Here is a 25,595-nt window from a genome sequence, read left to right as displayed (position 1 = left end):
CGGCGGCCGCCGCGGGCGGCGCACGGCCGCCGTGCCCCCGGCTCGCCCGCGGCGCTACTTCCCGGAAGTAGTCCCCTCCGCAGCTCGGGGAGGGGACTACTTCCCGGATCGAGCGCGATCTTGGCCGGGCTGCGCCGCCACGCCACGTCCGCCGGCCGGCGGACGTGGCGAGGTGATGGATCAGGTGGTGAGGTCGGGGCTGGGCTGGGACGGCAGGGACGGTCCGTCGCCGGCTAGGCGGAAGGAGTCGACGCCGACCGGTTCGACCAGCCCGTCCTGCACCAGGCCGGCCAGGGCCCGGGCGCGTTGCACGTCGTCGGTCCAGACCTGGTCCAGCCGTTGGTGCGGGACCGGCCCGGTGGTCTCCCGGAGCACCCCGAGAAGCAGCCCGCGTACCTGCCGGTCGGTGCCCGCGTACCGCTGGGGGCGGCGGGTGGGTCCGGCCGGCGCCTCCTGCCCGGAGGCCCGCCACGCGCAGATCGACTCGACCGGGCAGGCCGGGCACCGGGGTGACCGGGCCGTGCAGATCACCGCGCCCAGTTCCATGAACGCGGCGCTGGCCAGCGCGGCTGCGGCCGGCTCGGCCGGCAGCAGCTCCTCGGTCGCGACCAGGTCGGCCGGCCGGGTGACCGGACCGGCGTCCGGTTCGCCGGCCACCGCCCGGCAGACCACCCGGCGAACGTTGGTGTCGACCACCGGGTGCCGCTGACCGTACGCGAACGCGGCGACCGCCCGCGCCGTGTACGTGCCGATCCCCGGCAGCGCCAGCAACTGCTCGAGTCGGTCCGGTACCTGGCCGCCATGCCGGTCCATGATCGCGACCGCGCACTCCCGTAGCCGGACGGCGCGGCGGGGATAGCCCAGGCGCCCCCACATCCGGATGGCCTCGGCGGGGCTGTCCGCCGCCAGCGCGGCCGGTTCGGGCCAGCGGGCCAGCCACGCCTGCCAGGCCGGCACCACCCGGATCACCGGTGTCTGCTGGAGCATGACCTCGCTGACCAGGATGGCCCACGGAGTGACCCCGGGCTCGCGCCACGGCAGGTCACGGGCGTGCTGTTCGTACCACCGGCTGACCTGGGTGGCGAAATCGGGTTGAGTCATCGCGCCGTCGATGATGTCACGCGGCGCGGTCCCGCTGGTTGGGCGGCTCGGGCGGGGTGTGACGGCGGCAGCTGGCGGATCGGGCAGAATGCCCGGATGAACGAGCTCGCGATCACCGTCATCGGCCGGGACCGGCCGGGCATCGTGGCCGACGTCGCCGAGGTGTTGGCCCTGCTGGGTGCGAATCTCACCGACAGCACGATGACCCGGCTGCGGGGGCACTTCGCGATGACCCTCATCTGCACCGGTCCGGCCGCCGCGGAGGTCGAGGCCGCGCTGGCGCCGCTGGCCGCCGAGGGCCAGCTGCTGGCGACGGTACGCGCGGTCACCCCGGACGGTGAGGTGGCCCCGGTGGGCGAGCCGTACGTGATGGCGGTGCACGGGTCGGACCGGATGGGGATCGTCGCGGCCATGACCCGGGTGCTGGTGGACGCCGGCGGGAACGTGACGGACCTGAGCACCCGGTTGGCGGGCTCGCTCTACGTGGTGCTGGCCGAGGTCGAGTTGCCGGCGGGCGTCGCCGACACGCTGACTGACCGGCTGCATCGGACGGCCGCCGAGCTGGGCGTCGAGGTCACCCTCCGGCCGGCGGATCCGGATCTGCTGTGACCGGCGAGCGGAGCGGGCCGGACGGCGGCCGGAGCGTCGGGACGTACGTGGGTCTGGGCGACTGGACGCCGGAGTCGCTGGCCGTGCCGGGGGAGGTGCGGGCGGTGGTGTCGGCACCGCACCCGGTGCTGAGCAGGGCCGGCGGCGAGGTCGATCCGACCGCCGAGGAGACGGTGCGGCTGGCTGCCGACCTGGTCGCCACCATGCGGGTCTCGCCGGGCTGCGTCGGCCTGGCCGCACCGCAGGTTGGTGTGGGCGCCCGGGTCTTCGCCGTCGACGTGACCGGGCACCCGAAGGCGGTCACCGTGCACGGCACGTTCGTGCTCTGTAACGCCCGGGTGGTGGAGGCGACCCGGTGGAGGCCGGGCCGGGAGGGGTGCATGTCGGTGCCGGACCTGACCGGTGACGTGAAGCGGGCCAGCCGGCTGGTGGTGGAGGGCGAGGTGCCGGGCAGCGGGGACCGGGTCCGTCTGGTGACCGACGGCTTCGAGGCGCGGGCGTTGCAGCACGAGATCGACCACTGCGACGGGCTGCTCTTCCTCGACCGGGTGGCCGGCGCGCACGCCGTCTATCAACGCAAGGTCTACCTCTGAACGGGCGCCGGACGATCGGCGCTCCTGTCCCTTGTGGAGGGTTCGTGGGTCGCGCCGGTGGCGCTCCGGCGCGTCGCGCCGGGCTGGTGGGGGCAGCGCCGCTACGGTGGGGGGCATCATGCGTCTGACGGTCGGCCCCCTGCCACCCGCCGTGTACTGGCGGCGTCGCGCCGTCGTACTCGGAGCGGGGCTTCTCTTCCTGATTGTCCTGCTCTACTCCTGCACCGGATCGGGCCGCTCCGGCGACCGACCGCAGGCGGGGGCGACGCCGACGTCGGCATCGCAGTCCGCCGCGACGCCGGGTCCCGGCGGGCCGGTCCTGACCCCCCAGACCGGTGCTCCGCCGACGTCCGCGCCCGCCGATGCTGCCGGGGGCGATCCGAGCCCCGAGGTCACGAGCAACGAGCCGCCACCGGGCTCGGCCGCCGGGTCGGTGGACGACGGCACCTGCACCGACACGGAGATCAGCGTGACCTCCGTGGCGCGGCCCACCTCGGTGCAGCGCGGAGCGGTCGTCGACCTGCAACTCAAGATCAAGAACATCTCCGACCGGACGTGCAGCCGGAACGTCGGCGCCGACCTCCAGGAAATCTTCATCAAGTCCGGCGCCGAGAAGGTGTGGTCGTCGGACACCTGCGGCAAGGTCGAGGGTTCAGACGTGCAGTCGTTCACCCCGAACTTCGAGCGTGCCTACGAGGTGGGCTGGAACGGGCGGGACACCACCCGCTGCGACGGCGGCGGGCTGGCCGCCGGCCCCTTCCCGCCGGCCGGGACGTACCAGGTGTTCGCCCGGGTCGGCACCAAGCACAGCGCACCGGTGAAGATCACCATCACCGGCTGAGCCGGGTCAGACGTACCGCTCCAGGATGGATGCCTCGGCGAGCCGGGACAGCCCCTCGCGGACGCCCCGGGCCCGGGCGTCGCCGACACCCTCGACGGCCTGCAGGTCTTCCACGGTCGCGCCCAGCAGCCGCTGGAGGCTCCCGAAGTGCAGCACCAGCCGGTCGACCACCGGCACCGGCAGCCGGGGCACCTTGGCCAGCAGCCGGAAGCCCCGGGGGCTGACCGCGGCGTCCAGCGCGTCCGATGCGGCCGGGTAACCGATCGCCTTGGCCACCGACACCAGGTCGATCAACTCGGTCGCGCCCAGCAGGTCCAGCTCGACCAGCGCCTCGTCCAGGGTGCGGGACTTGCGGCCGACCGGGAGGTAGTCGCGGATGACCAGCGTCCGGTCGGCGTCCACGCCGGCCATCAGCTCGTCGAGCTGAAGGGCGAGCAGGCGACCGTCGGTGCCCAACTCGACCACGTAACCGGCGATCTCGTCGGCGATCCGGCGGACCATCTCCAGCCGCTGCACCACCGCCACCGCGTCCCGCACGGTGACCAGATCCTCGATCTCCAGAGCGGAGAGCGTGCCGGAGACCTCGTCCAGCCGGAGCTTGTAACGCTCGAGGGTGGCCAGCGCCTGGTTGGCCCGGGAGAGGATGGCCGCCGAGTCGTCGAGGACGTGCCGCTGACCGTTGACGTAGAGGCTGATGATGCGCATCGACTGGCTGACCGAGATGACCGGGTAGCCGGTCTGCCGGGCCACCCGCTCGGCCGTGCGGTGTCGGGTGCCGGACTCCTCGGTCGGGATGGACGGGTCGGGCATCAGGTGCACGGCCGCCCGGACGATCCGGGTGCCGTCGCTGGAGAGCACGACCGCGCCGTCCATCTTGCAGAGCTCCCGCACCCGGGTCGCGGAGAACTCCACGTCCAGGGGGAAACCGCCCGTGCACAGACCCTCGACGACCTTGTCGTAGCCGAGCACGATGAGCGCGCCGGTGCGGCCGCGCAGGATGCGCTCCAGCCCGTCCCGCAGCGCGGTGCCGGGCGCCATCAGGGCGAGGTTCGCCCGCAGCGGGTCGCCGACGCTCCCGGCGGCTCCCGTGGTCACGTTGACGCTGATCGGGCGGGCGGGCGAGCCCACACCGCCGGTGCGGGCGTGAGGCGGCGCGCCGGCAGGCTTGGTGGTATCGCGGTCGATCGGCACGGGCACAGTCTACGGACTGCCGTGCGGTGGGTGCTGTCGTGGTTACTGTGATGTGTCACGATGCCGCCCTTCCAACCGTTTCCCGCTTGCGGCGTGCTGTCCGGTATCGCCGTCCCCGCCGACACGGTGGGTCACTCGGCGGACGCGCGGGCCGCATGGTGCAGGGCGGCGCGGACGTCCGTGACCTCGGTCACCCGCATCTGGTCGGGGCCGGCGCCGGTGCTGGCCGGGCCGCAACCGGGCGGGACCAGGGCCACCTTGAACCCCAGCCGGGCCGCCTCGGCCAGCCGGCGAGGCACCGCCCCGACGCGGCGCACCTCACCGGTCAGCCCGACCTCGCCGATCGCCACGAGGTGTGGCGCGATGGCCAGGTTGAGCCCGCCGGAGGCCACCGCCAACGCGACCGCCAGATCGGCGGCCGGCTCCACCACCCGGATGCCACCGACGGTGGCCGCGAAGACCTCCCGGTCGTGCAGGGTGAGCCGCTCGGTGCGGCGTTGCAGCACCGCCAGCACCATCGCGAGCCGGGCCGAGTCGAGGCCGGAGACGGTGCGCCGGGGTGAGCCGGCGACCGTCGCGCCGATCAGCGCCTGCACCTCGGTGACAAGGGCTCGTCGGCCCTCCATCGCCACGGTCACGCAGGTGCCCGGCACCGGCTCCGAGTAGCGGGTCAGGAACAGCCCGGACGGGTCGGCCAGGCTGCTGATGCCGCCCTCGTGCATCTCGAAGCAGCCCACCTCGTCGGCCGCGCCGAACCGGTTCTTGACGCCGCGCACGAGCCGCAGCGAGGAGTGCTTGTCGCCCTCGAAGTGCAGCACCACGTCGACCAGGTGCTCCAGCACCCGGGGCCCGGCCACCTGGCCGTCCTTGGTGACGTGCCCGACCAGCACGGTGGCGATGCCCCGCTCCTTGGCGACCGAGACCAGCGCGGCGGTGACCGCCCGGACCTGGGTGACGCCGCCGGGCACCCCCTCGGTGCCGGTCGTCGAGATGGTCTGCACCGAGTCGAGCACCAGCAGGCCCGGTTTGACCGCGTCGAGGTGCCCGAGCACCGCCGCCAGGTCGCTCTCCGCGGCCAGGTAGAGCTGGTCGTGCAGGGTGCCCATGCGCTCGGCGCGCAACCGCACCTGGCTGACCGACTCTTCCCCGCTGACCACCAGCGACGGGCTGCCGGCGCCGACGGCCCACTGCTGCGCCACATCGAGCAGCAGGGTCGACTTGCCGACGCCGGGCTCACCGGCGAGCAGCACCACCGCGCCCGGGACCAGGCCGCCGCCGAGCACCCGGTCGAGCTCGCTCACGCCGGTGGGGCGGGCGCGGGCCGGGGCGGCGCTGATGGTGGCGATCGGTCGGGCCGGCTCGGCCGGCAGCCGTGAGCTGACCACCCGACCGGAGACGGTCGGGCCGGTCACCGTGCTCTCGACCACCGAGCCCCACTCGCCGCACTCCGGGCAGCGACCCACCCACTTGGGCGGCTGGTGGCCGCAGGCGTCGCACTCGTAGGCCGGGCGCGGCTCGCGGGCGCTGGACCGACCGCGGGCGCCGCTGGCCGCCGTGCCGCCGCGCGGAGGGGTCGATCGGGAGGTGGTCACATCAGGACGCTAGCCCTCTCGTACGACGAAAACACCCCGGCGTGGTGGTCACCACGCCGGGGCGTTCGTCAATGCGGGGGGCTCGTCAGCCGTGGCTCGTGCCGCCCTCTTCGTCCCCGTAGCCGCCCTCGCGCTCGATGATCGGCGAGGGGGGCGCCGGCGGGGTGAGCGGCACCGCGACCGGCGCGGGCCCGGTGACCGTGTTGCCGTTACCGAAGTCGAAGGTCAGGAAGACGTTCTGGCCGGAGCGCAGCGCCTCGGTCAGACCGATCAGCCGGAGCTGCTGGGTGGCCTGGGAGTTGAGCTGGAGGTAGCTCAGCGGCGCCAGCTCGACCCGGGCCGGCTGGCCCGGAACGGAGGGGCTGGCCGAGCCGGACGCCCGCGCCGACTCCGGTGCGGACGGGGTGGCCGAGGACGACCCGGTCTCCGACGGGGTGGCCGACGGGCTGGCCGACTCGGACTCGGAGGCCGACGGGCTGGCCGAGCCGGACGGGCTGGCCGAGCCGGATTCGGAGGCGGACGGGCTCGCGGAGGCCGACTCCGAGGCGGACGGCGACGGGCTCGCCGAGCCGCCGCTGATCACCACCTCGCGGGCGCTCTCGGTGGTGATGGTGACCGTCACCGTGTTCTTCGAGTCGTTGTAGATCACGGCGTTGAGCGCTGCGTCCTGCCCCGCCCGGTAGCCCTCGGTGCCCGGGTAGTCGACCAGCAGGCCACGCACCGCGAAGGCGCCGTTGCCGGCCGAGAGGTTGACGCCCTGGGCCGACGGCTCCTTGTTGGCGGTCTCGGCGATCTGGCCGGCGCCGCACCCGGACGCCAGCAGGCTGGTCGCCGCCGCAATCCCGGACAGCAGCAGGGCCGCCCGCCGGGATCCCCTGATCGAGCGCGTCACGTCGGTCCTCCTCGTCACGATCCCCACCCGGCCGCACGCCGGGCACGGTGGCCATACCCGCGCAGACCGCGCTCCAGGGTAGTTGGAGCTGATCGAGGCCCGCACGCGGACCCGGCAATGCCACCTGCCCGGAGTGCCGGTCAGACCACCCGACCGCTCGCCACCAGCAGTACCACGTCGATGAGGGCCACCAGCATCACCGCCCGGAAGGCGGCCACCGGTCGTCCGCCGGCCCGCACCGCCGAGCGTCCGGCGTACCAGCTCAGCGGTGGCACCACGGCGGCCGCACCGACCGCCGCCAGCCCGACCGCCGACGGCGGCCCGGGGGGCCCGAGGACCAGGGCGGCGGTCGCCGCGAGCAGCAACCCGGCCGCGGCGGCCCGGCTGCCGGCCGCGCCCAGCCGGTGTGGCAGGCCCCGCACCCCGGTCCGGGCGTCGTCGGCCAGGTCGGGCAGCACGTTGGCGAAGTGCGCCCCAGCGCCCAGGCAGGCGGCCGCCGCCAGCAGCCAGGTCGGGGGTGTCGGCTCGCCGGGCAGCCCCAGCACCACGAAGGCGGGCAGCGCGCCGAACGAGACCGCGTACGGCAGCACCGAGAAGGGAGTGGCCTTGAGCGGCCAGTCGTAGAGCAGCGCGGAGACCAGGGCGACGGTGAGCCAGAACGCCGCCGTGGGGTTCGTGGTCAGTGCCAGCAGCGGGCAGGCCACCGCGGCCGCCGCCGCAGCCCAGGCCGTGGTGCGGCGGCCGACCGCGCCGGCGGCGACGGGTTTGTCGGTACGCCCCACCGTGGCGTCCCGCTCGGCGTCCAGCGCGTCGTTGGTCCATCCCACGGCGAGCTGGCTGGCCAGAACCGCGAGCACCACCGAGGCGACTCCGGTGGGCCGGTGGCCCACTCCCCAGGCGAGCAGACCCGCCACTGTGGTCACCGCGGCGGCCGGTTCCGGATGGCTCGCCCTGACCAGCCCTAACACCCTCGACGACATAAGGGAAGTCTGGTCGTTACCGAGCAGTCGTGCCACGCTCGGAGCCATGCGAGACGTGGCTGCGGCCGCGGCGTCCACCGGCCCTCGGGTGCTGCCGCCCAACGATCCGCGCCAGTACGACGATCTGGCCGGCGAGTGGTGGCGGCCGGATGGCGCCTTCGCGATGCTGCACTGGCTGGCCGAGGCACGCGCGGCTCTGGTGCCGCCGGCCTCCCGCCCCGGCGCGCTCCTGGTCGACCTGGGCTGTGGCGCCGGGTTGCTCGCGCCGCACCTGGTCGGAAAGGGATACCAGCATGTCGGGGTCGACCTGACCCGCTCGGCGCTGGTCCAGGCCGCCGAGCACGGGGTGCGCGTCATCCAGGGTGATGTCGTCGCGGTGCCGCTCCCGGACGGCTGCGCGGACGTGGTCTCCGCCGGTGAGCTCCTCGAGCACGTACCGGCCTGGCCGCGCGCGGTCGCCGAGGCGTGCCGGCTCCTGCGCCCGGGTGGCCTGCTGGTGCTGGACACCCTGAACGACACCGCGCTGGCCCGGCTGGTCGCGGTGCGGGTCGCCGAGCGACTGCCGACCGTGCCGCGGGGCATCCACGATCCACGGTTGTTCGTGGACGCCCGCGCGCTGGTGGCCGAGTGCGCCCGGCACGGCGTCGAGCTGCGGTTGCGGGGGATCCGACCGCAGGTCGGTGGCCTGGTCGCCTGGCTGGTGCGGCGGGCACGCGCGGCGCGGACGCCCGGTGCGGCGCCGGCCGGCCGCACACCGCGCATCGTTCCTACCCGGTCGACCGCCGTGTTGTACCAGGGCCGGGGGGTCCGCAACGGATAGTCGGACCGTGCCGGGGGTAAGGGACGCCGAGAAGGGGGCGATATGACGGTGCACGCGCTGGAAGCGGCCCGCCGGTTGGCGCCGCGCTTCGCCGCGCGGGCGGCGGAGCACGACCGGGACGGCTCCTTCCCGGCCGAGGACTTCCGTGACCTGCGGGAGGCCGGCCTGTTCGGGCTGATGGTGCCCCGGTCGCTGGGCGGCCTCGGCGCCAGCTTCGGCGAGTACGCCGCGGTGGCGACCGAACTTGCCCGAGGCAACGGCGCGACCGCCCTCGTGTTCAACATGCACGCTTCGGTGACCGGCGCGTTGGGCGCGGTCACCGAGGAGTTGGCCGAGGCGTTGGGCGTGCCGGACGAGGCGCTGGCCGCCCGGGACCGGCTGCTCACCGCCGCGGCGCAGGGCTCCTGGTACGCGGTGGCGATGAGTGAGCGTGGCGCCGGTGCCCGGCTGTCCCAGCTGAGCACGGTCTACGAGGCGACCGGTGCGGGCTGGCACCTCAAGGGCAGCAAGACCTTCTGCTCGGGCGCCGGGCACGCCGACGGTTACCTGGTGGCCGCGCGCAGCGCCGCCGACCAGTCGGTGGTCTCCCAGTTCCTGGTGCCGGCCGACCCGGAGGGGCTGATTGTCGAGCCGACCTGGGACGCGCTCGGCATGCGCGCCACCTCCTCGCACGACCTGCACCTGGACGTCACGGTGCCGACCGACCGGCTGCTCGGCGGTGTGGAGGGGCTGGCCCTGGTGGTCGCCCAGCTGATGCCGCACTGGCTGGTGGCCAGCTACGCAGCCGTTTACGTGGGGGTGGCACGGGCGGCGATCGACGCGGCGGCCGAGCATCTCAACGCCCGCAACCTGGCCGGCCTGCCGGCGGTGCGGGCGCGGCTGGGGCGGGCGGACGCGGCGACGGCCGCGGCGCAGCTGGTGGTCGCGGAGGCGGCCCGCCGGGTGGACGAGACGCCGGGCGACGCGGAGACCAACCGCTGGGTGTGGCGGGCGAAGCTGCTCGCCGGCACCACGGCCGCCGAGGTGGCGGCGTCGATGTTGGAGGCGGCGGGCACCTCGGCGACGCGGCGCGGCCATCCGTTGGAGCGGCTCTACCGGGACGCCCGCTGCGGCTCGCTGCACCCGGCCACGTCGGACGTCTGCGCCGACTGGCTCGGCATCGCCGCACTGGGCGGCGACCCGGACCGCGACGGATCGGCCCCGCGTTGGTGAGCCGGTGCGGCTCGACCGGCGCGGGGGAACGGCCGGCCATGATGGCCGGGGGGAGGACTCGGGGGAGGACAGCGCCGGACGAGAGGTGGGGATCGTGTCCGTACCAGTGATCGCGGGGCTCGGGACGGCGCAGCCGCCGTCCGCCTCACAGGACGAGTTGTGGGAGGGGTTCTTCTCCCGGCATTTCTCCGGCACCACCCGGTCGCTGGCCCAGCGGATCTTCGCCAACTCCGGGGTGACCACGCGGCAGGCCGCGGTCAACCCCCTGCTGGAGGACGTCTCGGACTGGCCGACCGAGCGCCGGATGCGCCGCTACCAGGTGGAGGCGCTGCCGCTGGGCAAGGAGGCGGTCGGCCGTGCGCTGACCGCGGCCGGGTTGGGCGCCGGCGACGTGGGGATGTTCATCGTCTGTTCCTGCACGGGGTACGCCACCCCGGGGCTGGACATTCTGCTCGCCCGGGATCTCGGCATGGCCCCGGACACGCAGCGGATGTTCGTCGGTCACATGGGCTGTTACGCGGCCCTGCCGGGGCTGGGCGCGGCGAGCGACTTCGTCACCGCCCGGGGCCGCCCGGCGCTGCTGCTCTGCGCGGAGCTGACCAGCCTGCACATCCAGCCGTCCAGCGCCCGGGTGGACACGCAGCAGATCGTCTCGCACGCGCTCTTCTCGGACGCGGCGGTCGCCGCCGTGGTGGTGCCGGGTGGCCCGGGGTACGCCGTGCGTGAGGTCACCTCGGTCACCGACACCTCCACCGCGGACCACATGACCTGGGACGTCACCGACGCCGGGTTCCGGATGGGCCTGTCGCCGAAGGTGCCGCAGGTGCTCTCCCGGCACGTCCGCGGGCTGGTCGACGACCTGCTGGCCCGGCACGGGACCACCGTCTCCGAGGTGGACGGTTGGGCGGTGCACCCGGGCGGGCCGCGCATCCTCAACGTGGTCGAACGGGAGCTGGCCGTGCCGCCGCAGGCGCTGGCGGCGTCCCGGGCGACGTTGGACGAGCACGGCAACTGCTCCTCGCCGACGGTCCTGCTGATCCTTGACCGGCTGAGCCGAGCGGCGGTGGCGCCCCGGCGGATCGTCATGCTGGCGTTCGGTCCCGGCCTCACCCTGTACGCGGCGCTCCTCGATCGACAGGGCTGATCGCCCGGGGGCCCGGCCGGTACGCTCGCCGCATGGATGCTGCGGCGGACGACCGGCTGCGGTCGGCGGCGCTGGTCGGGGTGGCCCTGGCCGCCCTGGCCGTCGGCGGCTGGTGGTGGCGGGCCGCTGACCCCGCTCCGACGGGCCAGGCGGCTCCCACCCCGACCCACGACGACGAGACCGGGGCGGCGGGCGCCACGCTGCCCGTCGCGCCCGAGGTGCGGCGCACGGTGCAGCTGGATACCGAAACGGGTGAGGTCGTCCGCGCGAAGGAAGGCTTGACGCTGTGGATCGACCCGGAGACGGGCACGATCACCGACTTCGACGGCCCTGCGGGTGAGCTGTCTTTCCAGGCGGGCCCGGCGGGTGAGCTGCCCCGGTTCAGCGAGACGATCTGGCGGGAGCGGGCGACGCTCACCCCGGGCGAGAGCGTGATCCGGCAGTCCGCGGACGACGGCGGTCGCTACCTGTTGCAGTACCGGTGCACTCGACCCGGCGCCATGCTGCTGGTGGTCACCGGAGCCCGGCTCACCGGACCGTCCCGGATCGACTGTGACGGCACGGTCGGCACGGCCGAGGTGAACGCGATCGGTGGCCCGATCCGGGTGTCGCTGTCGACGGCGGGCGAGGAGCCGGTCGACGCCGAGGCTCAGTTCGTCGCGCTGCCCTGACCCGGGCCGTACGTCAGCCCGGCGGGCATCCGGCAGGGCCGGTCAGCGGGCGAGGGCTGTCAGGTCTTCGCGGTACGCGTCCGCCGGTCCCAACTCGGGTAGCACCCGGGTCACCACGCCGGCGCGGTCGACCAGCAGTGCGGTCGCGGTGCCGGGGCGGGCCGGCTCACCCAGGAACGAGCGCAGCCCGCCGGCGGGGTCGGCCAGCGCCCGGACGGCCGGCTCGGCGGGCGGCCGGGCCGCCACCGTCCGCCCTCCGGCGACGGTGACCACGGCCACTCCGCCGGGCGCTGCCGCGACGGCCTCGGCCACCCGGTCCTGGCACGGGCAGCCGTCCACCAGGATGATCATGGCAGGGAGCAGGCCGCGCAGCGGTACCGGCGACTGGCCGGCGTCGACCAGGTCCAGTGCGGGCAGCGACCGCCCGGCGAGGGTCGCGGGCGGCGCGTAGGGAGCCGGGGTCGGTCGGTCGTTGCCGCGGTTGGCGCGCGGCCAGGTGACGGCCAGCACGCCGCCGAGGGTGGTGAGCAACGCCACCAGCAGGACGAACAGCGGCAGGGCCAGTGCTCGGTGGCCTCCGGGTCGGCCGGCGGCCCGCCGCAGCTCACGGCGGATCTGGGCGGCCTCCGCAGCGAGCGCGGAAGCGTCGTCGGGGACCACCACCCGACCCCACTCGGGCGGCAGGTCCGGCAGGTCGTGGCCCTCTGCGTCCGGCTTGCCCATCGGACCCCCTGGCAGCGTCTCGAGAGCTGAGTGCGGTTCGGCCTCCAGCGTCCCGCACCGGGGGCACTCCCGCTACACCTGGGCGCGTTCCCGCCCGGCGGGATACCATGAGGTGAGCGCATAGCCCTTGATCTCGACGTTCTGTTCACCCGTATCGGGAAGTCATCCGAGCGTCACGGAGCGTGTTTGAACCATCAGTTTGACTGCCTGTCAAGCTGAAGAAAGACCTCTCACAGGGCCCCTGAGCTGCGCCAACGGTCAGTAGATCGGTGAGACATCGGTGCCTGACCGTGTTACCCTAGACACAGCGAAAGGGGTTTCGAACCTATGGTTTTCAGTGTCGGCGAGACCGTTGTTTACCCCCACCACGGGGCCGCACTCATCGAGGCAATCGAGACTCGGATCATCAAGGGCGAGCCTAAGAAATACCTCGTCCTGAGGGTCGCGCAGGGTGACCTGACGGTCCGGGTGCCCGCCGAGAATGCCGAGATCGTGGGTGTGCGCGAGGTGGTCGGCGAAGAAGGCCTCGGTAAGGTCTTCGACGTTCTCCGGGCTCCGCACACCGAGGAGCCGACCAACTGGTCGCGGCGTTACAAGGCCAACCTGGAAAAGCTGGCCTCGGGCAACCCGCTGAAGGTCGCCGAGGTCGTGCGTGACCTGTGGCGCCGGGAGCGGGAGCGGGGCCTCTCCGCGGGCGAGAAGCGGATGCTCGCCAAGGCCCGCGACATTCTCGTCGGCGAGGTCGCGCTGGCGGAGAAGAGCACCAAGGACGAGGCGGAGACGCTGCTCGACAAGGTGCTCACCGAGGCCTAGTCCGCACAGCATCGTCGTACCCACTTCGTGGCGAACAAACCACAGGACCGCGACGTGACCGCGCAGCTCAATCCGCGCGGTGACGTCGCGGTCCTCGTGCCTGCGGCGGGTGCCGGCGTACGGCTCGGCCCCGGCCGACCCAAGGCGCTGCGCCTGCTCGCCGGCGAGCCGCTGCTGGTGCACGCCGTGCGCCGGCTGGCCGCCGCACCCTCGGTGCACACGATCGTGGTGGCGGCGCCGGCCGCCGAGGTGGCGGCCGTCCGTGAGCTGCTCGCCCCGGTGGCGCCGGTGACCGTGGTGCCCGGTGGCGCCGAGCGGCAGGCGTCGGTGGCCGCCGCGTTGGCCGCGGTGCCCGCCGGCCCGGCGATCATCCTGGTGCACGACGCCGCCCGCGCGCTCACGCCGCCGGAGCTGGTCGAATCCGTCGCGGCGGCGGTCCGCGGCGGGCGTGCCGCGGTGATCCCGGTGCTTCCGGTCGTCGACACGATCAAGGAGGTCGACGCCGGCGAGGTGGTGCTGGGCACCGTCGACCGGTCCGCCCTGCGCGCGGTGCAGACCCCGCAGGGGTTCCGCCGGTCCGTGCTCACCGCCGCGCACGCCGCGGCCGGCGACTCGCTCACCGACGACGCCGGGCTGGTCGAGAAGCAGGGCGTCGCGGTGAGCTGCGTGCCCGGCTCGGAGTACGCGCTGAAGATCACCCGCCCGTTCGACCTGGCGCTGGCCGAGCACCTGCTCGCGGCCGCCGATTGACGCGTACCCTCGGCTCATGATCGTTCCCCGGGTGGCCGTCGGCACCGACGTGCACGCGTTCGAGCCCGGCCGGCCCTGCTGGGTGGCTGGCCTGCTCTGGCCCGACCAGGACGGCCTGGCCGGGCACTCGGACGCCGACGTCGCGGCGCACGCCGCCTGCAACGCCCTGCTCTCCGCCGCCGGTCTCGGTGATCTCGGCTCCGCCTTCGGGGTGGATCAGCCGGAGTGGGCGGGCGCGTCCGGGGTGGCCCTGCTGACCGAGACGGCCCGCCGGGTGCGGGCCTCCGGCCTGGAGATCGGCAACGTGTCCGTGCAGGTCGTCGGCAACCGGCCCAAGATCGGCCGGCGCCGTGCGGAGGCCCAGCAGGTGCTCTCCGCCGCCGTTGGCGCCCCGGTCACCGTCTCCGCCGCGACCACCGACGGGCTCGGCTTCACCGGCCGCGAGGAAGGGCTGGCCGGGATCGCCGTCGCCCTGGTGTACGACGCCCCGGCCACCTAGGCTCGCCGCGATGTCCAGCGATCCCACCTCCGACCGTTCCGCCGCTGACGGCTATCTCCAGCGGGCCCAGCTTCTCGCCGAACTCGGCCGCCACGACGAGGCGGCCGGGGAGCTGACCTACGGGCTGGCCCTGGAGCCCGACGACGCGGACGCGCTCACGCTGCTGGCCCGGGTGCACCTCGCCGCCGGCCGGCCGGCCGACGCGCTCACCTGGGCCGACGCGGCCGTGGCCGCCGCCCCTGAGGCACTCCCGCCGCTGGTCACCCGGGGCATGGCGCTGGCGGACCTCGAGCGCTACCCCGAGTCGGCCGCCACCGCCGACCGGCTCCTCGCGCTCGGCCCGGCCGACGCGTACGCCCAACGCAGCGCGGCGGCGATCCTGGCCGGCGCCCGCAACGGCCAGCCGGCGCTGAACGCGGCCTGGCGCGGGGTCGAGATGGCTCCCGACGAACCGCAGGCGCACCTGGTGCTCGGCCTGGTCGCTGCCCGGTTGGAGTTGTTCGACCTGGCCGAACGCGCCTACCGGGAGGCGTTGCGGCTCGACCCGCGCCTCGCCGACGTCCGGCACGACGTCGGTGTCATCCGGTTGGAGCAGCGCCGCTGGTCGGAGGCACTGGAGTACCTGGCCGAGGCGGCCACGATCGGCCCGAGCCGGATGGACTCCGGGCGGACGGTCGCCTACGGCCTGCACCGCCTGGTGCTCTACGGCGCGGGCTGGTCGCTGGTGGCCGCGGTGGTGGTGGCGTTCGCGGCCTCGGCGAACGACGGGTTCTCCCGGTTCCTGGCGGTGCTCGCCGCGCTCGTCGGCGGGGTCGTGGTGTGGCAGCTCGCGGCCCGGCTGCCGGGGCTGACCCGCACCATCCTGCCCGACCTGCTGCACTCGGACCGGACGCTGGGCCTGGCGGTCTACGCGGTGGCCGCCGCGCCGGTGCTGCTCCTGGTGTACGCGGTGGTCGGCTCGCCGTGGCCGCTGGTGCTGGCCATCGCCGCCACCGCGGTCGCCGAGTTCGCCATCTTCACCCGCACCGCCGTCCGCTGACGGCGGCGACGGCGGTCAGGCGCGACGCGCCCAGGTCCAGGCGTAGCCGTCGTCCTCGCAGGTGCGGGCCGCGTCGCAGAGGTCCAGCGGGCGGAAGGTGTCGACCATGACGGCCAGTTCGTCGAAGTAGTCGGCACCGATGGAGCGCTCGGCGGCACCCGGCTGGGGTCCGTGGGTGAAGCCGGACGGGTGCAGCGAGATCGAGCCCTGCTCGATGCCGGAGCCGCGCCGGGCCTCGTAGTTGCCGCCGGTGTAGAAGAGCATCTCGTCGGAGTCGACGTTGTGGTGGTTGTACGGCACCGGGATCGAGTCCGGGTGGTAGTCGACCTTGCGGGGCACGAACGAGCAGATGACGAAGTTGGGGCCCTGGAAGGTCTGGTGCACCGGTGGGGGCTGGTGGATCCGGCCCGTGATCGGCTCGAAGTCGTGGATCGAGAACGCCCACGGGTAGAGGTGCCCGTCCCAGCCGACCACGTCGAACGGGTGGTGGGCGTAGACGTAACGCGTCCAGCCGCGCCGGTGGCGGACCAGCACCTCCGCCTCCTCGCCGTCGACGAGCAGCGGGGCGTCCGGGCCGCGGACGTCGCGCTCGCAGTACGGCGAGTGCTCGAGGAACTGGCCCCGGACCGAGAGGTAGCGCTTGGGTGGGCCGATGTGCCCGGCCGCCTCGATGGTCAGCAGGCGGACGGGCTGCTCACCGGTGGGCACCAGCCGGTGGATGGTCGAGGTGGGGATGACGACGTAGTCGCCGGCCACCGCGTCGAGCACACCGAACGGGGACTCGACGCGCAGGGTGCCCGACTCGACGTAGAGGCAGTGGTCGCCGGTGGCGTCGCGGAACAGCGGCGAGGGCCGGTCGGCGAGCACGTAACCGATCCGGACGTCGTCGTTGGCGAGCAGGTACTGCCGGCCGAGGACCGGGTCGGCGCCGCCGGTGTCGAGCTTGTGGGTGCGCAGGTGGCGGGGCTTGAGCGGCAGGTTGGGCGTCCGGGTGAACGCGGGCGGGGTGAACTCGTCGGCGGCCAGGATCGCGGTGGGCGCGTGCCGGTGGTAGAGCAGGGACGAGTCGGAGGAGAAGCCCTCCTGCCCCATCAGCTCCTCGGCGTAGAGGCTGCCGTCGGGCTGGCGGAACTGGGTGTGGCGCTTGCGTGGCACCTCGCCGACGCTGCGGTAGTACGGCATCTCGCCTCCCGATATGTCCCGTTCACCGGTCAGGGGCGTCCGATAATCGGACGCTGTTGTCCGTTCCTTGTAGCGTCCCGTACATTCTTGTTCCGTGTCAACGCAGGTGCCCGCACTCCTCGACGGCCTCGTGGATGACGCCGCCGTCTTCCCTCCGGGCAGCGCCGCGCTCCCCGACGCCCTGGCCGCCCACCGCCGGCACCGCGCAGCCTGGTACGCCCACCTGGTCGGCCCGCTGCTGGTCCCGGCCTCGACCGTGGCCGCGGGGGAGCTGACCGGCCTCGTCGACTTCGGCGAGGGCCTGGTGGTCGGCCTGATCGGCGACACCGGGACCGGGGGCCTGCCCGCCGCGCTGTCGCGCCTGGCACCCGACGGCGTCACCGCGCGGCAGGTCGAGGTGGCGGTCGCCCGGCGCGGCGAGGATCCGCTGCCCGGCATCGCCGAGCTGCTGCGGCTGATCGACGCCATGCCGGACGTCGAGGCCGTGTACGCCGAGCTGCCGCTGACCTTCGGGCTGATGGGCGCGCTGGACGCCCTCGCCGCCGCGCGGGCCGAGGGGGTGCCCGTCGCGGCCAAGTTCCGCACCGGCGGGTTGGCCGCCGAGCTCTTTCCCACCCCGGCCGAGCTGGCCGCGGTGATCTGCGCCTGCCGGGACCGGGACCTGCCGTTCAAGCTCACCGCCGGCCTGCACCAGGCGGTCCGGCACCTCGACCCGGAGACCGGGTTCACCCACCACGGCTACGCGAACGTGCTGGCCGCGACGCTGGCGGCCGCCGAGGGCGGTGGCGTGCGCGCGGTCACCGAGCTGCTGACCGTCGCCGACCCGCGCCCGCTGCTGGAGCACACCAGCGGCCGGCTGGACGCCCCCCGCCCGCTCTGGGTCGGCTTCGGCTCGTGCAGCATCCTGGAACCACTGACCGATCTGATCCGGCTGGGGCTGGTGAACGGGGGCTACGACGCATGACCTGGGTGACCGGCGCTGACGGTTCGCCGTACGGGGTGACGAACCTGCCGTACGGGGTGTTCCGGTCCAACGGGGGCCAGCCGCGGATCGGCGTGCGGATCGGGTCCTGGGTGCTCGACCTGGCCGGGGCGGAGGCCGCCGAGCTGGTGCTGGCCGCCGGCGCACTGTGCCGGCCCACGCTGAACGACTTCATGGCCCTCGGCCGTCCGCAGTGGACGGCGGTGCGGCAGCGGATCAGCGAGCTGCTGACCGACCCGGCGCACCGGGCGGCCGTGGAGCCCTTGCTGGTGCCGCTGGCCGAGGTGGAGCTGCTGCTCCCGGTCGACGTTGCCGACTACGTCGACTTCTACTCCTCGGAGCACCACGCGTCGAACGTCGGACAGATCTTCCGGCCGGGACAGCCGGCGCTGCTGCCCAACTGGAAGCACCTGCCGATCGGCTACCACGGGCGGGCCGGCACGGTGGTGGTGTCCGGAACGCCGGTGGTCCGTCCGACCGGCCAGCGCGCGTCCGCCGAGGGCCCGGTCACCGGCCCGTCCGTACGCCTCGACATCGAGGCCGAGGTCGGCTTCGTGGTCGGCGTGCCCAGCCCGCTGGGCGCCCGGGTGGCCGCGGACGACTTCGCCGACCACGTCTTCGGGGTGGTGCTGGTCAACGACTGGTCGGCCCGGGACATCCAGGCCTGGGAGTACCAGCCGCTCGGCCCGTTCCTGGGCAAGTCCTTCGCCACCTCGATCTCGGCCTGGGTCACGCCGCTGGACGCGCTGGCCGAGGCCTTCGTGCCGGCAGCCGACCAGGACCCGCCGGTGGTCGACTACCTGCGTGACGTGCCGCACCTGGGGCTGGACCTGCGGCTGGCGGTCGAGTGGAACGGCGAACGGGTCAGCGAGCCGCCGTTCGCCACCATGTACTGGACGCCGGCCCAGCAGTTGGCGCACCTCACGGTCAACGGCGCGTCCCTGCGCACCGGCGACCTGTACGCCTCGGGCACCGTCTCGGGACCGGATCGTGGCCAGGTCGGCTCGTTCCTGGAGCTGACGTGGGGCGGGGCGGAGCCGGTGCAGCTCGGCGACGAGACCCGCACCTTCCTCGCCGACGGTGACACGGTGATTATCACCGCCACCGCTCCCGGCCCGGACGGCACCAGCATCGCTCTCGGCGAGGTCACCGGGACCATCCACCCGGCCCGCTGAGCCGCGTTCGCCCCCCTCGGCGGCCCGCTGAGCCGCGCCGCCCCTCGAACGGCCCGCCGGGCCGGTCGCGGTTGTCGCGTGGCCCCGGTCCGGCGGGCCGTGCCGGCCCGGGTTGTGGGCCCCTCCGGCAACCCGTCTCGTCGATGGGACTGATGATCGCACCGGCTGTGCGATCACCGGCCCGGGTTACGCCGTTGATCGTCCGGATTCCGTCGCCCCGCCGCGCGGTACGGGCCGGGCCCCCGCCCGGTCCCAGCGGTGGGGCATCCCATCGCACACGGAGGTAACGACGATGCACGATCTCGCGGGCGCGGTCTGGCGTACCAGTAGCCGTTCGAACGACCAGGGGCTCTGCGTGGAGGTGGCGGACAACCTGGTCGACGTCCTCGGTCTGGTCGCGGTCCGCGACTCGAAGGACCAGGCCGGTCCCACACTGGCCGTCAGCCCGCCGGGGTGGACAGCGTTCATCGGCGCGATCCAGGCCGGTCGCTTCGAGCGCTGACCGTCGCCGGTCCGGCCGCCGACCGGTGCCGAGCGGCAGCCGAAACGGACAAGGTGGCCTCCGGGCGGTGGAAATTCCGTCCCGGAGGTCCCGTCCGGCCCTCACCCCGCGTACCGTCGGGGACACGGGAGGGTGGCATGTCGACGGTGGCGGTTACCGGGTTCATCGAGGCGCACGCCGTCGACGTGTGGCGTCTGCTGACCGACCTGCCCGGCCGCGCGGTCCGGCTGACCGCCGCCGGCCCGGTCGAGATGCTCACCCCGGGGCCGTTCGGGCCGGGCACCGCGTGGCGTGAGGAGCGCGTCCAGCCGGGCGGCGGCACGCTGACCGAGGAGTTCCTGGTGGTGGAGGCGGTCGCCCCATCCCGGCTGGTGCTGTGTTCCTCCGGCGCCGGTGTGGACTACCGGATCACCTGGAGCCTGCGGCAGGTCCGGCGTCGCCGCCGTGGATGCACGGCCGTCACCGTCACCCAGGAGGCGGTGCCGACGGCCCCGTACGGCCGGGTGGTGGCGCTGCTGCTCGGCGGGCTCGCCGCGCGGGCGGTCGAGGTGGCGCTCCGGCGCGATCTCGCCGACCTGGCTCTCGCGGCGGGCACCACCGGCTCCGTCGAGGCAGCCTGACCTCGACCAACCGCCCCGCCCGTCGATCTCCCGCCCGGGCGTGGCCTGGCCGGGGTCCGGTGAGTTCCGCTGGGTAGGGTGCCGGGCGGAGGTGCGGCATGGGGTTCCCGAAGGGCCGGCGACGGCTCGTGGTGGTGGTAGCGGCGCTGCTCGCCACCGCGGCGGTCGCGGCCATCGTCCACCGGGTGCTCGCGCCGGCCGAGGTGAGCACGGTGGCCCGAGGCGCGTACCCGGCCGCGGCCCAACCGGCCCCCGGAGTGGTCGGCCGGCTGCCGGTCGCCCCGCTGATCGTGGACGCCCGGCTGCGGGTGTACGCCGCCCACCGCCAGGTCTATGCCGACCGGCCCGTGGACGGGCGACACCGGACCACCCCGTACTGGTCGTACCGACGCTGGCCGGCGGAGCTGGTCGGGGTCGTGGCGAGTGGCACCACGGTGGTGAGCCGATGGTCGGACGGGCAGTTGGTGGCGCTGGACGCGCGGGACGGCCGGGTGCTCTGGCGGGCCGACGGACCGGCGCCGGCAGAGGAGCCCACGTCCCGGCGTACCGGTGCCGTGACCGTGTGGGCGCCGCCCGGGCTCTACCTCACCCGTACGCTCAACGACCGCGCCGTGCTGGTCGCCACCGGCTCCGGTGAGGCGCGCGGCATCGACCTCGCCGGCGGGCGTGAACTCTGGCACGCCGCCCTGGCCGCGAGGTGCCGCCGTGACGTTGGCACCACCCCCGATGGGCAGTTGATCGGCGTGGAGACCTGTGATGGTTCCGCGGCGGTTGAGTTCCGGGACGCGGCGACCGGCAAGGTGACCAATCGGTGGCGTCCGCCCGGGGCGGCTGACGAGCTGGTCGTCACCCCGGTGGGTTGCCGGAGCGGCCGGTCGGAGTGTCCGGCGCTGCGTACCGCCGCACCCGGGGACGCCGCGGGCCGGGGCTGGCTGGTCGGCCCGGGCGGGCCCGCGCCCGCGCCCGCGCTGGACCGGCTCGAGGTGGAGCTGGCCGGCGACCAGGCGGTCGCCGTCGTCGACGGGACGCTGGTCGGCCGCTCGGCGCGGACCGGCACCGAGCTGTGGCGTCGCGCGGACCTGGGGCCCGGTCGGATCATCGCCGTCCAGCCCGGCCGGGTGCACCTCCTGACCGCCGAGAACGACCTGGTCACGCTCGATCCCGAGACGGGTGTCGAGCGGTCCCGCTTCACCTTGAACGCCGGCTCGGACGGCACCGGCTGGGCGTCGGGTGCCGCGTACGCGGTGGACGGCTACCTGGCGGTGGAGCGGCTCCGGAAGCCGGTGGATCCGGACGCGGACGACCAGCGGTACTTCTTCACCTCCGAGCCGGTGATTCTCGCCGCGACGTGACGGCTGTGCCGGATCGACGGGCTCGACAAAACGGACATAAGCTACCTATAGTCTCAGTGTGCGACTCCTGGCGGCCCTGTTGGGCGCGATCACCATCCTCGTGACTCCCGCACCGGCTGGCGCCGCGCCGGCCTCGCGGACGGTGGAGCTGGTCCGGACGGTCGGGGTTGACATCACCGTGCCCGCCTCGGTGAACCTGGGTGCGGGCATCGCGGGCGGCACCCTGACCCGCCAACTCGGCACAGTGGAGGTGAGCGACTTTCGGGGGCCGGTGAACCCGAACATCTGGGTCGCGACCGTCTCCGCCACCATCTTCATCACGGGGGCGGGCGGCGCGCAGCGGACGATCGACAACAGTCGGATCTCCTACTGGTCCGGTCCGGCGACGCGCAGCACCGGTGGCGGCACCCTGGTCCCGGGGCAGGTGACCTCCGCTCAGGCCGTGACCCTCGGCGTGGCCCGGCAGTCGTTCCGCAAGACCGGCGGCAACGGCAACAACACGGTGGCCTGGGTGCCGACGGTCCGGGTTGCGATCCCGACCGGAATCGTCGCCGGCTCCTACCGCGGAACCATCACGCACTCGGTCGCCTAAAGGGGGATTTGTCCAGGAAGCTCGCTATTTGTCGGTGCTTGGGATTTACGGTTCCTGTCATGAAGAAGCCACTTCTCGCCCTGACCGCCGCCGCGGCCACCGTCGTGGCCCTGGCGACGCCCGCCGCGGCCGCGCCGAGCGGCGACACCATCGTCACCTTCACCGTCGCCACCGCCGACCTGAACATCAACGTGCCGGCGGCGGTGAACCTCGGCGCCGTCTTCGCCGGCTCCACCATCACCGGTGAACTCGGCACCGTGACGGTCACCGACCAGCGGGCCGCTCTCTCCGCCACCTGGACCGCAACGGTGAGCGGCAGCTCCTTCAGCACCGGTGCCGGCACTCCCGAGGAGACCATCGTGCCCGCGCTGGTGGAGTACTGGTCCGGCGCTGCTACGGGCACCACCGGCACCGGCACCTTCGTGCCTGGCCAGCCCACCCAGGCGGACGCGGTGAACCTGAGCGTGCCCCGGGTGGCCTTCCTGAAGACGTCGGGCGCCGGCAACAACAGCGCCAGCTGGGCTCCGGATATTCGGATCACCGTCCCCGCCACCGCGGTCGGTGGCACCTACTCGGGAGTGATCACCCATTCGGTGGCATGACCTGGGACGCACCATCGCCCTGACTGTGACCGTCCTGGTCGCGGCCGGGGCGGAGGTGTCGGTCCCGCAACCCGCGTCCGCGTCCGCGAAGCGCCCACCGGCACGTGCCGAGCCCATCCTGCCCGAGGCCGTCGTTCCCGCGGCCCCCGACGACGCGCGGCCGAACGGGAGCCCGCAACCGTCGGTCACGCCGAGTCAGGGCGAGCCAGCCACCGGGGTGGGAATACGCTTGCTCGACGCACCGGTGAACCGGCGCGACGACCCCCGGGCGCACAAGTACATCGTCGACCACGTCAAGCCCGGCACCACGATCAAGCGCCGGATCGTGGTGGAGAACTCCTCGGAGATCCAGCGCAGGATCGCCCTCTACGCCGCCGCCGCCCGCGTCGGCGCCGAGGGTTTCGAGTTCGTCCCGGACCGGACCGAGAACGAGCTGAGCAGCTGGATTGCGGTTGAGCCGGGCGAGGAGGCGCTCGCCACGGCCGAGGAGACCGAAGCCCTGGTGACCATTACGGTGCCGCGCGACGCCGAGGCCGGCGAGCGGTACGCGGTGATCTGGGCGGAGGTGTCCGGTGTGGACGGACGGAACGTCCGGAACATCGGCCGGGCCGGCATCCGGGTCTACCTCTCCGTCGGCCCCGGCGGTGAGCCGCCGTCCGGCTTCGAGGTCAGCCCGCTCAGCGGTGGTCGGGACGCCGGGGGCGCCCCGTTCGTCACCGCCGAGGTACGCAACACCGGCCAGCGGGCCCTCGACCTGGCCGGTGAACTCTGGCTCAGCGACGGTCCGGGCGGCCTCTCCGCCGGCCCGGTCAAAGCCGAGGCGGAGACGCTGCCACTGAACGGCCGGACCACCATCCGGGTGCCGCTCGACCGGCGGCTCCCGGACGGACCCTGGGCGGCGAAGCTCGCACTGGCCAGCGGGTGGACCAAACGCACTGCCACCGGCACGGTCACCTTCGGCCCGTCACCGGTCGCGGCAAGCAGTACCGACCGGTCGGAGCAGGTGCTCATCGGTGGGCTGGTCGCGTCGGGCCTGGTGCTGGCGCTCTTCGGGGTCTTCGCGTACCGGCGGCGGGTCCGGTTCCGGGAGCCCATGCCGGCCGCCTGATGTCCGGTCGGTCCGGTCCGCACAGCACACCGAAGGCGGACCGGCCGGGCGGTCAGGCCAGCGCCGCCTCCGCGGCGGCCAGGAACGCGTCGTTCTCGACCGGGGTGCCGATGGTGACCCGGACGCCGTCCCCGGCGAACGGCCGGACGATCACGCCGCGCGCCTCACATGACTTGCCGAACGCCACCGCCCGGTCGCCCAGCGGCAGCCAGACGAAGTTGGCCTGGCTGGTCGGCACGTCGGGCACGAACTTGCGCAGCGCCTCGGTGACCCGGTCCCGCTCGGCCACGACCAGCGCGCAGCGGCGCTCCATCTCCGGGGCCTGCGCCAGCGCGGCGAGCGCCCCGGCCTGGGCCGCCGTGCTGGTGGAGAACGGGGTCACCACCTTGCGGATCGCCGCCGCCACCACCGGCTGGGCGACCAGCCAGCCGACCCGCAGGCCGGCCAGACCCCACGCCTTGGACAGCGTGCGGAGGACGGCCACGTTCGGCCGGTCCAGGTAGTCGAGGCCGTCCGGCACCTCCGGGTCGGTCACGAACTCGCGGTACGCCTCGTCGATGACCACCAGCACGTCGTCCGGCACCGCGTCGAGGAACCGGTCCAACTCGGCCCGGCGTACGGCCGTTCCGGTGGGGTTGTTCGGGTTGCAGACCAGGATCATCCGGGTCCGGTCGGTCACCGCCGCGGCCATCGCCGCCAGGTCGTGCCCGTGCCCGGCGTCGTTGGGCACCCGCACGCTGGTCGCGCCGCTGGTCGCCGCGATGATCGGGTACGCCTCGAACGACCGCCACGAGTAGAGCAGCTCGTCGCCGGGCAGGCAGGTGGCCCGGACCAGGTGCTCGGCGAGCGCCACCGACCCGCAGCCGGTGGCGATCCGGTCGGCGTCCACCCCGTACCGCTCGGCCAGCGCGTCGCGCAGCGCGACCACGCCCATGTCGGGGTAGCGGTGCGAGGCGGCCAGCGCCTCGGTGACCGCCTCCACGACGCCCGGCAGCGGCCCGTAGGGCACCTCGTTGCTGGCCAGCTTGATGGCCTCCGGCAGGCCCAGCTCCCGTGCCAGGTCGGCGGGGCTGCGGCCCGGTACGTAGCTGGGCAGCGCGTCAAGGTCGGCGCGGGTCAGCCGCAGCGCCGGCTGGTGACGTCCGGAGTCGGTCATGGGGTGTCTCCCGAGGGCTGGTCGCGGTCGTTCGGGGTGGCGGAACCGGTGGAGTGGGGGACCTGGACGACCACCGTCTGCGCCCGCTTGTCGTGCAGCGCCTGACGAAGCGGGTGGTCGAAGAGCGGGGAGAGGGCGTCGACCAGTTGCAGCACCAGGCCGAGCCCGGCGCAGTACCAGAGCAGGGTGGGCATGCCCAGTGTGGTCCAGCGGCTGAGCGCCCGGCCCACGCCGAGGGGTTGGTCGGCGGCGAGCGGCACGGCGCGGATCCGCATCACCCGCTTGCCGACGGTCTGCCCGCCGGCGGCCATGGCGGGCACCTCGTACGCCAGCCAGAGCGCCGTGGCGATCACCAGGATCACCACCAGGAGAAGCCCGGCCTGCTCGCCGATCGGCGGCAGCCCCTCCGTGGAGGAGTTGCCCTGCTGCGCGCGCCGGAGCACCTCCCGCCAGTACGGCAGCAGCTCCTGGATCCACCGCCAGACGAACCAGCCGTTGACCACGGCGTTCAGGGCGAAGACGATGCCGAAGTCGATCAGTCGGGCGGTGAAGCGGGCGCCGTAGCCGGCCAGCTCCAGCCCGTGCGGGCGCGGCTCGGGCGGCCGTGCTGACCAGCCGGGCCGAACACCCTGCGGTGCCCAACCGGGTGGGGTGCCCTGCGGCGCCCAGCCGGGGGGACCGCCCTGTGGTCCCCAGCCGGGAGGACCTGCCTGTGGTCCCCAGCCGGGGCCGTGCTGCGTCTGCGGACCCGGCCCGGGGTGCGGTGGCCAGCCCGGCGCGGCGGTCGACGGGCCGACGGTGGCCGGCTCCGGGGCGGCCGGCGTCACCGGGACGGGCGGCGGCTCCGCCGTGGG

28 protein-coding genes are annotated in these 25,595 nt (G+C 74.1%); 19 read left to right on the top strand and 9 right to left on the bottom strand.

What is annotated here, in order from left to right; genetic code table 11:
• Positions 1–180: 180 nt before the first annotated feature.
• Positions 181–1,101: an HhH-GPD family protein gene (locus DKT68_RS27915; RefSeq protein WP_109820365.1), complete on the bottom strand. Its 921-nt coding sequence runs from the start codon at positions 1,099–1,101 to the stop codon at positions 181–183.
• Positions 1,102–1,197: 96 nt separating this feature from the next.
• Between DKT68_RS27915 and DKT68_RS27910 the strand changes: the two genes are divergently transcribed.
• The 3 genes from DKT68_RS27910 to DKT68_RS27900 all read left to right on the top strand — a co-directional run bounded on the left by DKT68_RS27910 (position 1,198) and on the right by DKT68_RS27900 (position 3,144).
• Complete coding sequence (locus DKT68_RS27910) at positions 1,198–1,710, top strand: glycine cleavage system protein R (RefSeq protein WP_109820364.1); 513 nt, start codon at positions 1,198–1,200, stop codon at positions 1,708–1,710.
• Positions 1,707–2,303 (top strand): peptide deformylase, encoded by a 597-nt coding sequence (locus DKT68_RS27905; protein ID WP_109820363.1) that lies wholly within the window; start codon positions 1,707–1,709, stop codon positions 2,301–2,303. Before DKT68_RS27910 ends, DKT68_RS27905 begins: the two co-directional genes overlap by 4 nt.
• A 118-nt stretch (positions 2,304–2,421) precedes the next feature.
• On the top strand, positions 2,422–3,144 hold the full coding sequence (locus DKT68_RS27900; RefSeq protein WP_109820362.1) for a hypothetical protein: 723 nt from the start codon (positions 2,422–2,424) through the stop codon (positions 3,142–3,144).
• A gap of 6 nt (positions 3,145–3,150) precedes the next feature.
• Here the strand turns inward: DKT68_RS27900 and disA are convergent, their stop codons facing one another.
• From disA to DKT68_RS27880, 4 genes are all read right to left on the bottom strand, one after another.
• Positions 3,151–4,335: a DNA integrity scanning diadenylate cyclase DisA gene (disA, locus tag DKT68_RS27895; RefSeq protein ID WP_109820361.1), complete on the bottom strand. Its 1,185-nt coding sequence runs from the start codon at positions 4,333–4,335 to the stop codon at positions 3,151–3,153.
• Positions 4,336–4,466: 131 nt separating this feature from the next.
• On the bottom strand, positions 4,467–5,927 hold the full coding sequence (gene radA, locus DKT68_RS27890) for a DNA repair protein RadA (RefSeq protein WP_109820360.1): 1,461 nt from the start codon (positions 5,925–5,927) through the stop codon (positions 4,467–4,469).
• 85 nt (positions 5,928–6,012) lie between these two features.
• Positions 6,013–6,819: a hypothetical protein gene (locus DKT68_RS27885; RefSeq protein WP_109820359.1), complete on the bottom strand. Its 807-nt coding sequence runs from the start codon at positions 6,817–6,819 to the stop codon at positions 6,013–6,015.
• Between the two features lie 140 nt (positions 6,820–6,959).
• Entirely contained in the window at positions 6,960–7,799 is an 840-nt protein-coding gene (locus tag DKT68_RS27880) for a UbiA family prenyltransferase (RefSeq protein WP_109820358.1), read from the bottom strand.
• Positions 7,800–7,845: 46 nt separating this feature from the next.
• On the opposite strand from DKT68_RS27880, the gene DKT68_RS27875 reads away from it, so the two are divergent.
• From DKT68_RS27875 to DKT68_RS27860, 4 genes are all read left to right on the top strand, one after another.
• Positions 7,846–8,619, top strand: a complete 774-nt coding sequence (locus DKT68_RS27875) for a methyltransferase domain-containing protein (RefSeq protein ID WP_109820357.1) — start codon at positions 7,846–7,848, stop codon at positions 8,617–8,619.
• A 42-nt stretch (positions 8,620–8,661) separates the two neighbouring features.
• Positions 8,662–9,831, top strand: coding sequence for an acyl-CoA dehydrogenase family protein (locus tag DKT68_RS27870; RefSeq protein WP_109820356.1), 1,170 nt, complete (start codon positions 8,662–8,664; stop codon positions 9,829–9,831).
• A gap of 85 nt (positions 9,832–9,916) precedes the next feature.
• Positions 9,917–10,975 carry a type III polyketide synthase gene (locus DKT68_RS27865; protein WP_109820355.1) on the top strand — a complete coding sequence of 353 codons (1,059 nt, stop codon included), beginning with the start codon at positions 9,917–9,919 and terminating at the stop codon, positions 10,973–10,975.
• A gap of 32 nt (positions 10,976–11,007) precedes the next feature.
• Positions 11,008–11,646 (top strand): hypothetical protein, encoded by a 639-nt coding sequence (locus DKT68_RS27860; protein WP_109820354.1) that lies wholly within the window; start codon positions 11,008–11,010, stop codon positions 11,644–11,646.
• A gap of 42 nt (positions 11,647–11,688) precedes the next feature.
• Here DKT68_RS27860 and DKT68_RS27855 read toward each other — a convergent pair whose 3' ends face one another.
• Positions 11,689–12,369 carry a hypothetical protein gene (locus DKT68_RS27855; protein WP_109820353.1) on the bottom strand — a complete coding sequence of 227 codons (681 nt, stop codon included), beginning with the start codon at positions 12,367–12,369 and terminating at the stop codon, positions 11,689–11,691.
• Positions 12,370–12,696: 327 nt separating this feature from the next.
• Between DKT68_RS27855 and DKT68_RS27850 the strand changes: the two genes are divergently transcribed.
• The 4 genes from DKT68_RS27850 to DKT68_RS27835 are packed head-to-tail and all read left to right on the top strand — an operon-like array spanning position 12,697 to position 15,470.
• Complete coding sequence (locus tag DKT68_RS27850; protein ID WP_088950500.1) at positions 12,697–13,182, top strand: CarD family transcriptional regulator; 486 nt, start codon at positions 12,697–12,699, stop codon at positions 13,180–13,182.
• A 54-nt stretch (positions 13,183–13,236) separates the two neighbouring features.
• The gene (gene ispD, locus DKT68_RS27845) at positions 13,237–13,932 is read left to right on the top strand and encodes a 2-C-methyl-D-erythritol 4-phosphate cytidylyltransferase (protein WP_109820366.1); all 696 of its coding nucleotides are present in this window, start codon (positions 13,237–13,239) and stop codon (positions 13,930–13,932) included.
• A 16-nt stretch (positions 13,933–13,948) separates the two neighbouring features.
• Positions 13,949–14,431 carry a 2-C-methyl-D-erythritol 2,4-cyclodiphosphate synthase gene (ispF, locus tag DKT68_RS27840; RefSeq protein WP_109820352.1) on the top strand — a complete coding sequence of 161 codons (483 nt, stop codon included), beginning with the start codon at positions 13,949–13,951 and terminating at the stop codon, positions 14,429–14,431.
• 10 nt (positions 14,432–14,441) lie between these two features.
• Entirely contained in the window at positions 14,442–15,470 is a 1,029-nt protein-coding gene (locus DKT68_RS27835) for a tetratricopeptide repeat protein (protein WP_109820351.1), read from the top strand.
• Between the two features lie 15 nt (positions 15,471–15,485).
• On the opposite strand, the gene DKT68_RS27830 is transcribed toward DKT68_RS27835, so the two are convergent.
• A complete protein-coding gene (locus DKT68_RS27830) occupies positions 15,486–16,652 on the bottom strand; it encodes a homogentisate 1,2-dioxygenase (protein WP_109820350.1) in 1,167 nt (388 codons plus the stop codon).
• A gap of 94 nt (positions 16,653–16,746) precedes the next feature.
• Between DKT68_RS27830 and DKT68_RS27825 the strand changes: the two genes are divergently transcribed.
• From DKT68_RS27825 to DKT68_RS27790, 8 genes are all read left to right on the top strand, one after another.
• Positions 16,747–17,616, top strand: a complete 870-nt coding sequence (locus DKT68_RS27825) for a hypothetical protein (RefSeq protein WP_109820349.1) — start codon at positions 16,747–16,749, stop codon at positions 17,614–17,616.
• Complete coding sequence (gene fahA / locus DKT68_RS27820; RefSeq protein WP_109820348.1) at positions 17,613–18,809, top strand: fumarylacetoacetase; 1,197 nt, start codon at positions 17,613–17,615, stop codon at positions 18,807–18,809. The genes DKT68_RS27825 and fahA overlap by 4 nt, the downstream gene beginning before the upstream one ends.
• A 292-nt stretch (positions 18,810–19,101) precedes the next feature.
• Positions 19,102–19,311 carry a DUF397 domain-containing protein gene (locus DKT68_RS27815; RefSeq protein WP_109820347.1) on the top strand — a complete coding sequence of 70 codons (210 nt, stop codon included), beginning with the start codon at positions 19,102–19,104 and terminating at the stop codon, positions 19,309–19,311.
• Between the two features lie 137 nt (positions 19,312–19,448).
• On the top strand, positions 19,449–19,931 hold the full coding sequence (locus DKT68_RS27810) for an SRPBCC family protein (RefSeq protein WP_109820346.1): 483 nt from the start codon (positions 19,449–19,451) through the stop codon (positions 19,929–19,931).
• A 98-nt stretch (positions 19,932–20,029) separates the two neighbouring features.
• Positions 20,030–21,283: an outer membrane protein assembly factor BamB family protein gene (locus DKT68_RS27805; RefSeq protein ID WP_109820345.1), complete on the top strand. Its 1,254-nt coding sequence runs from the start codon at positions 20,030–20,032 to the stop codon at positions 21,281–21,283.
• Between the two features lie 58 nt (positions 21,284–21,341).
• Entirely contained in the window at positions 21,342–21,875 is a 534-nt protein-coding gene (locus DKT68_RS27800) for a hypothetical protein (RefSeq protein ID WP_109820344.1), read from the top strand.
• Between the two features lie 59 nt (positions 21,876–21,934).
• Entirely contained in the window at positions 21,935–22,477 is a 543-nt protein-coding gene (locus tag DKT68_RS31260; protein ID WP_161556707.1) for a hypothetical protein, read from the top strand.
• Between the two features lie 244 nt (positions 22,478–22,721).
• Positions 22,722–23,585: a hypothetical protein gene (locus DKT68_RS27790; RefSeq protein ID WP_146218443.1), complete on the top strand. Its 864-nt coding sequence runs from the start codon at positions 22,722–22,724 to the stop codon at positions 23,583–23,585.
• Positions 23,586–23,637: 52 nt separating this feature from the next.
• Here DKT68_RS27790 and hisC read toward each other — a convergent pair whose 3' ends face one another.
• Entirely contained in the window at positions 23,638–24,741 is a 1,104-nt protein-coding gene (gene hisC, locus DKT68_RS27785; protein WP_109820342.1) for a histidinol-phosphate transaminase, read from the bottom strand.
• Positions 24,738–25,595: RDD family protein (locus DKT68_RS27780; RefSeq protein ID WP_109820341.1), on the bottom strand; the 858-nt coding region annotated here is incomplete at its 5' end. The genes hisC and DKT68_RS27780, both read right to left, overlap by 4 nt.

The organism is Micromonospora acroterricola (assembly GCF_003172955.1).
In the GTDB taxonomy this organism is placed as follows: Bacteria; Actinomycetota; Actinomycetes; order Mycobacteriales; family Micromonosporaceae; genus Micromonospora; species Micromonospora acroterricola.
This window is presented reverse-complemented; position numbering and strand designations above follow the sequence as displayed.

Excerpts from the sequence above, each read along its gene's own strand:
- DKT68_RS27915 (WP_109820365.1), bottom strand. The coding sequence starts at position 1,101 with ATGACTCAACCCGATTTCGCCACCCAGGTCAGCCGGTGGTACGAACAG.
- DKT68_RS27910 (WP_109820364.1), top strand. The coding sequence starts at position 1,198 with ATGAACGAGCTCGCGATCACCGTCATCGGCCGGGACCGGCCGGGCATC.
- DKT68_RS27900 (WP_109820362.1), top strand. The coding sequence starts at position 2,422 with ATGCGTCTGACGGTCGGCCCCCTGCCACCCGCCGTGTACTGGCGGCGT.
- DKT68_RS27880 (WP_109820358.1), bottom strand. The coding sequence starts at position 7,799 with ATGTCGTCGAGGGTGTTAGGGCTGGTCAGGGCGAGCCATCCGGAACCG.
- DKT68_RS27875 (WP_109820357.1), top strand. The coding sequence starts at position 7,846 with ATGCGAGACGTGGCTGCGGCCGCGGCGTCCACCGGCCCTCGGGTGCTG.
- DKT68_RS27870 (WP_109820356.1), top strand. The coding sequence starts at position 8,662 with ATGACGGTGCACGCGCTGGAAGCGGCCCGCCGGTTGGCGCCGCGCTTC.
- DKT68_RS27860 (WP_109820354.1), top strand. The coding sequence starts at position 11,008 with ATGGATGCTGCGGCGGACGACCGGCTGCGGTCGGCGGCGCTGGTCGGG.
- DKT68_RS27855 (WP_109820353.1), bottom strand. The coding sequence starts at position 12,369 with ATGGGCAAGCCGGACGCAGAGGGCCACGACCTGCCGGACCTGCCGCCC.
- DKT68_RS27850 (WP_088950500.1), top strand. The coding sequence starts at position 12,697 with ATGGTTTTCAGTGTCGGCGAGACCGTTGTTTACCCCCACCACGGGGCC.
- ispF (WP_109820352.1), top strand. The coding sequence starts at position 13,949 with ATGATCGTTCCCCGGGTGGCCGTCGGCACCGACGTGCACGCGTTCGAG.
- DKT68_RS27835 (WP_109820351.1), top strand. The coding sequence starts at position 14,442 with ATGTCCAGCGATCCCACCTCCGACCGTTCCGCCGCTGACGGCTATCTC.
- DKT68_RS27830 (WP_109820350.1), bottom strand. The coding sequence starts at position 16,652 with ATGCCGTACTACCGCAGCGTCGGCGAGGTGCCACGCAAGCGCCACACC.
- fahA (WP_109820348.1), top strand. The coding sequence starts at position 17,613 with ATGACCTGGGTGACCGGCGCTGACGGTTCGCCGTACGGGGTGACGAAC.
- DKT68_RS27815 (WP_109820347.1), top strand. The coding sequence starts at position 19,102 with ATGCACGATCTCGCGGGCGCGGTCTGGCGTACCAGTAGCCGTTCGAAC.
- DKT68_RS27810 (WP_109820346.1), top strand. The coding sequence starts at position 19,449 with ATGTCGACGGTGGCGGTTACCGGGTTCATCGAGGCGCACGCCGTCGAC.
- DKT68_RS27805 (WP_109820345.1), top strand. The coding sequence starts at position 20,030 with ATGGGGTTCCCGAAGGGCCGGCGACGGCTCGTGGTGGTGGTAGCGGCG.
- DKT68_RS31260 (WP_161556707.1), top strand. The coding sequence starts at position 21,935 with ATGAAGAAGCCACTTCTCGCCCTGACCGCCGCCGCGGCCACCGTCGTG.
- hisC (WP_109820342.1), bottom strand. The coding sequence starts at position 24,741 with ATGACCGACTCCGGACGTCACCAGCCGGCGCTGCGGCTGACCCGCGCC.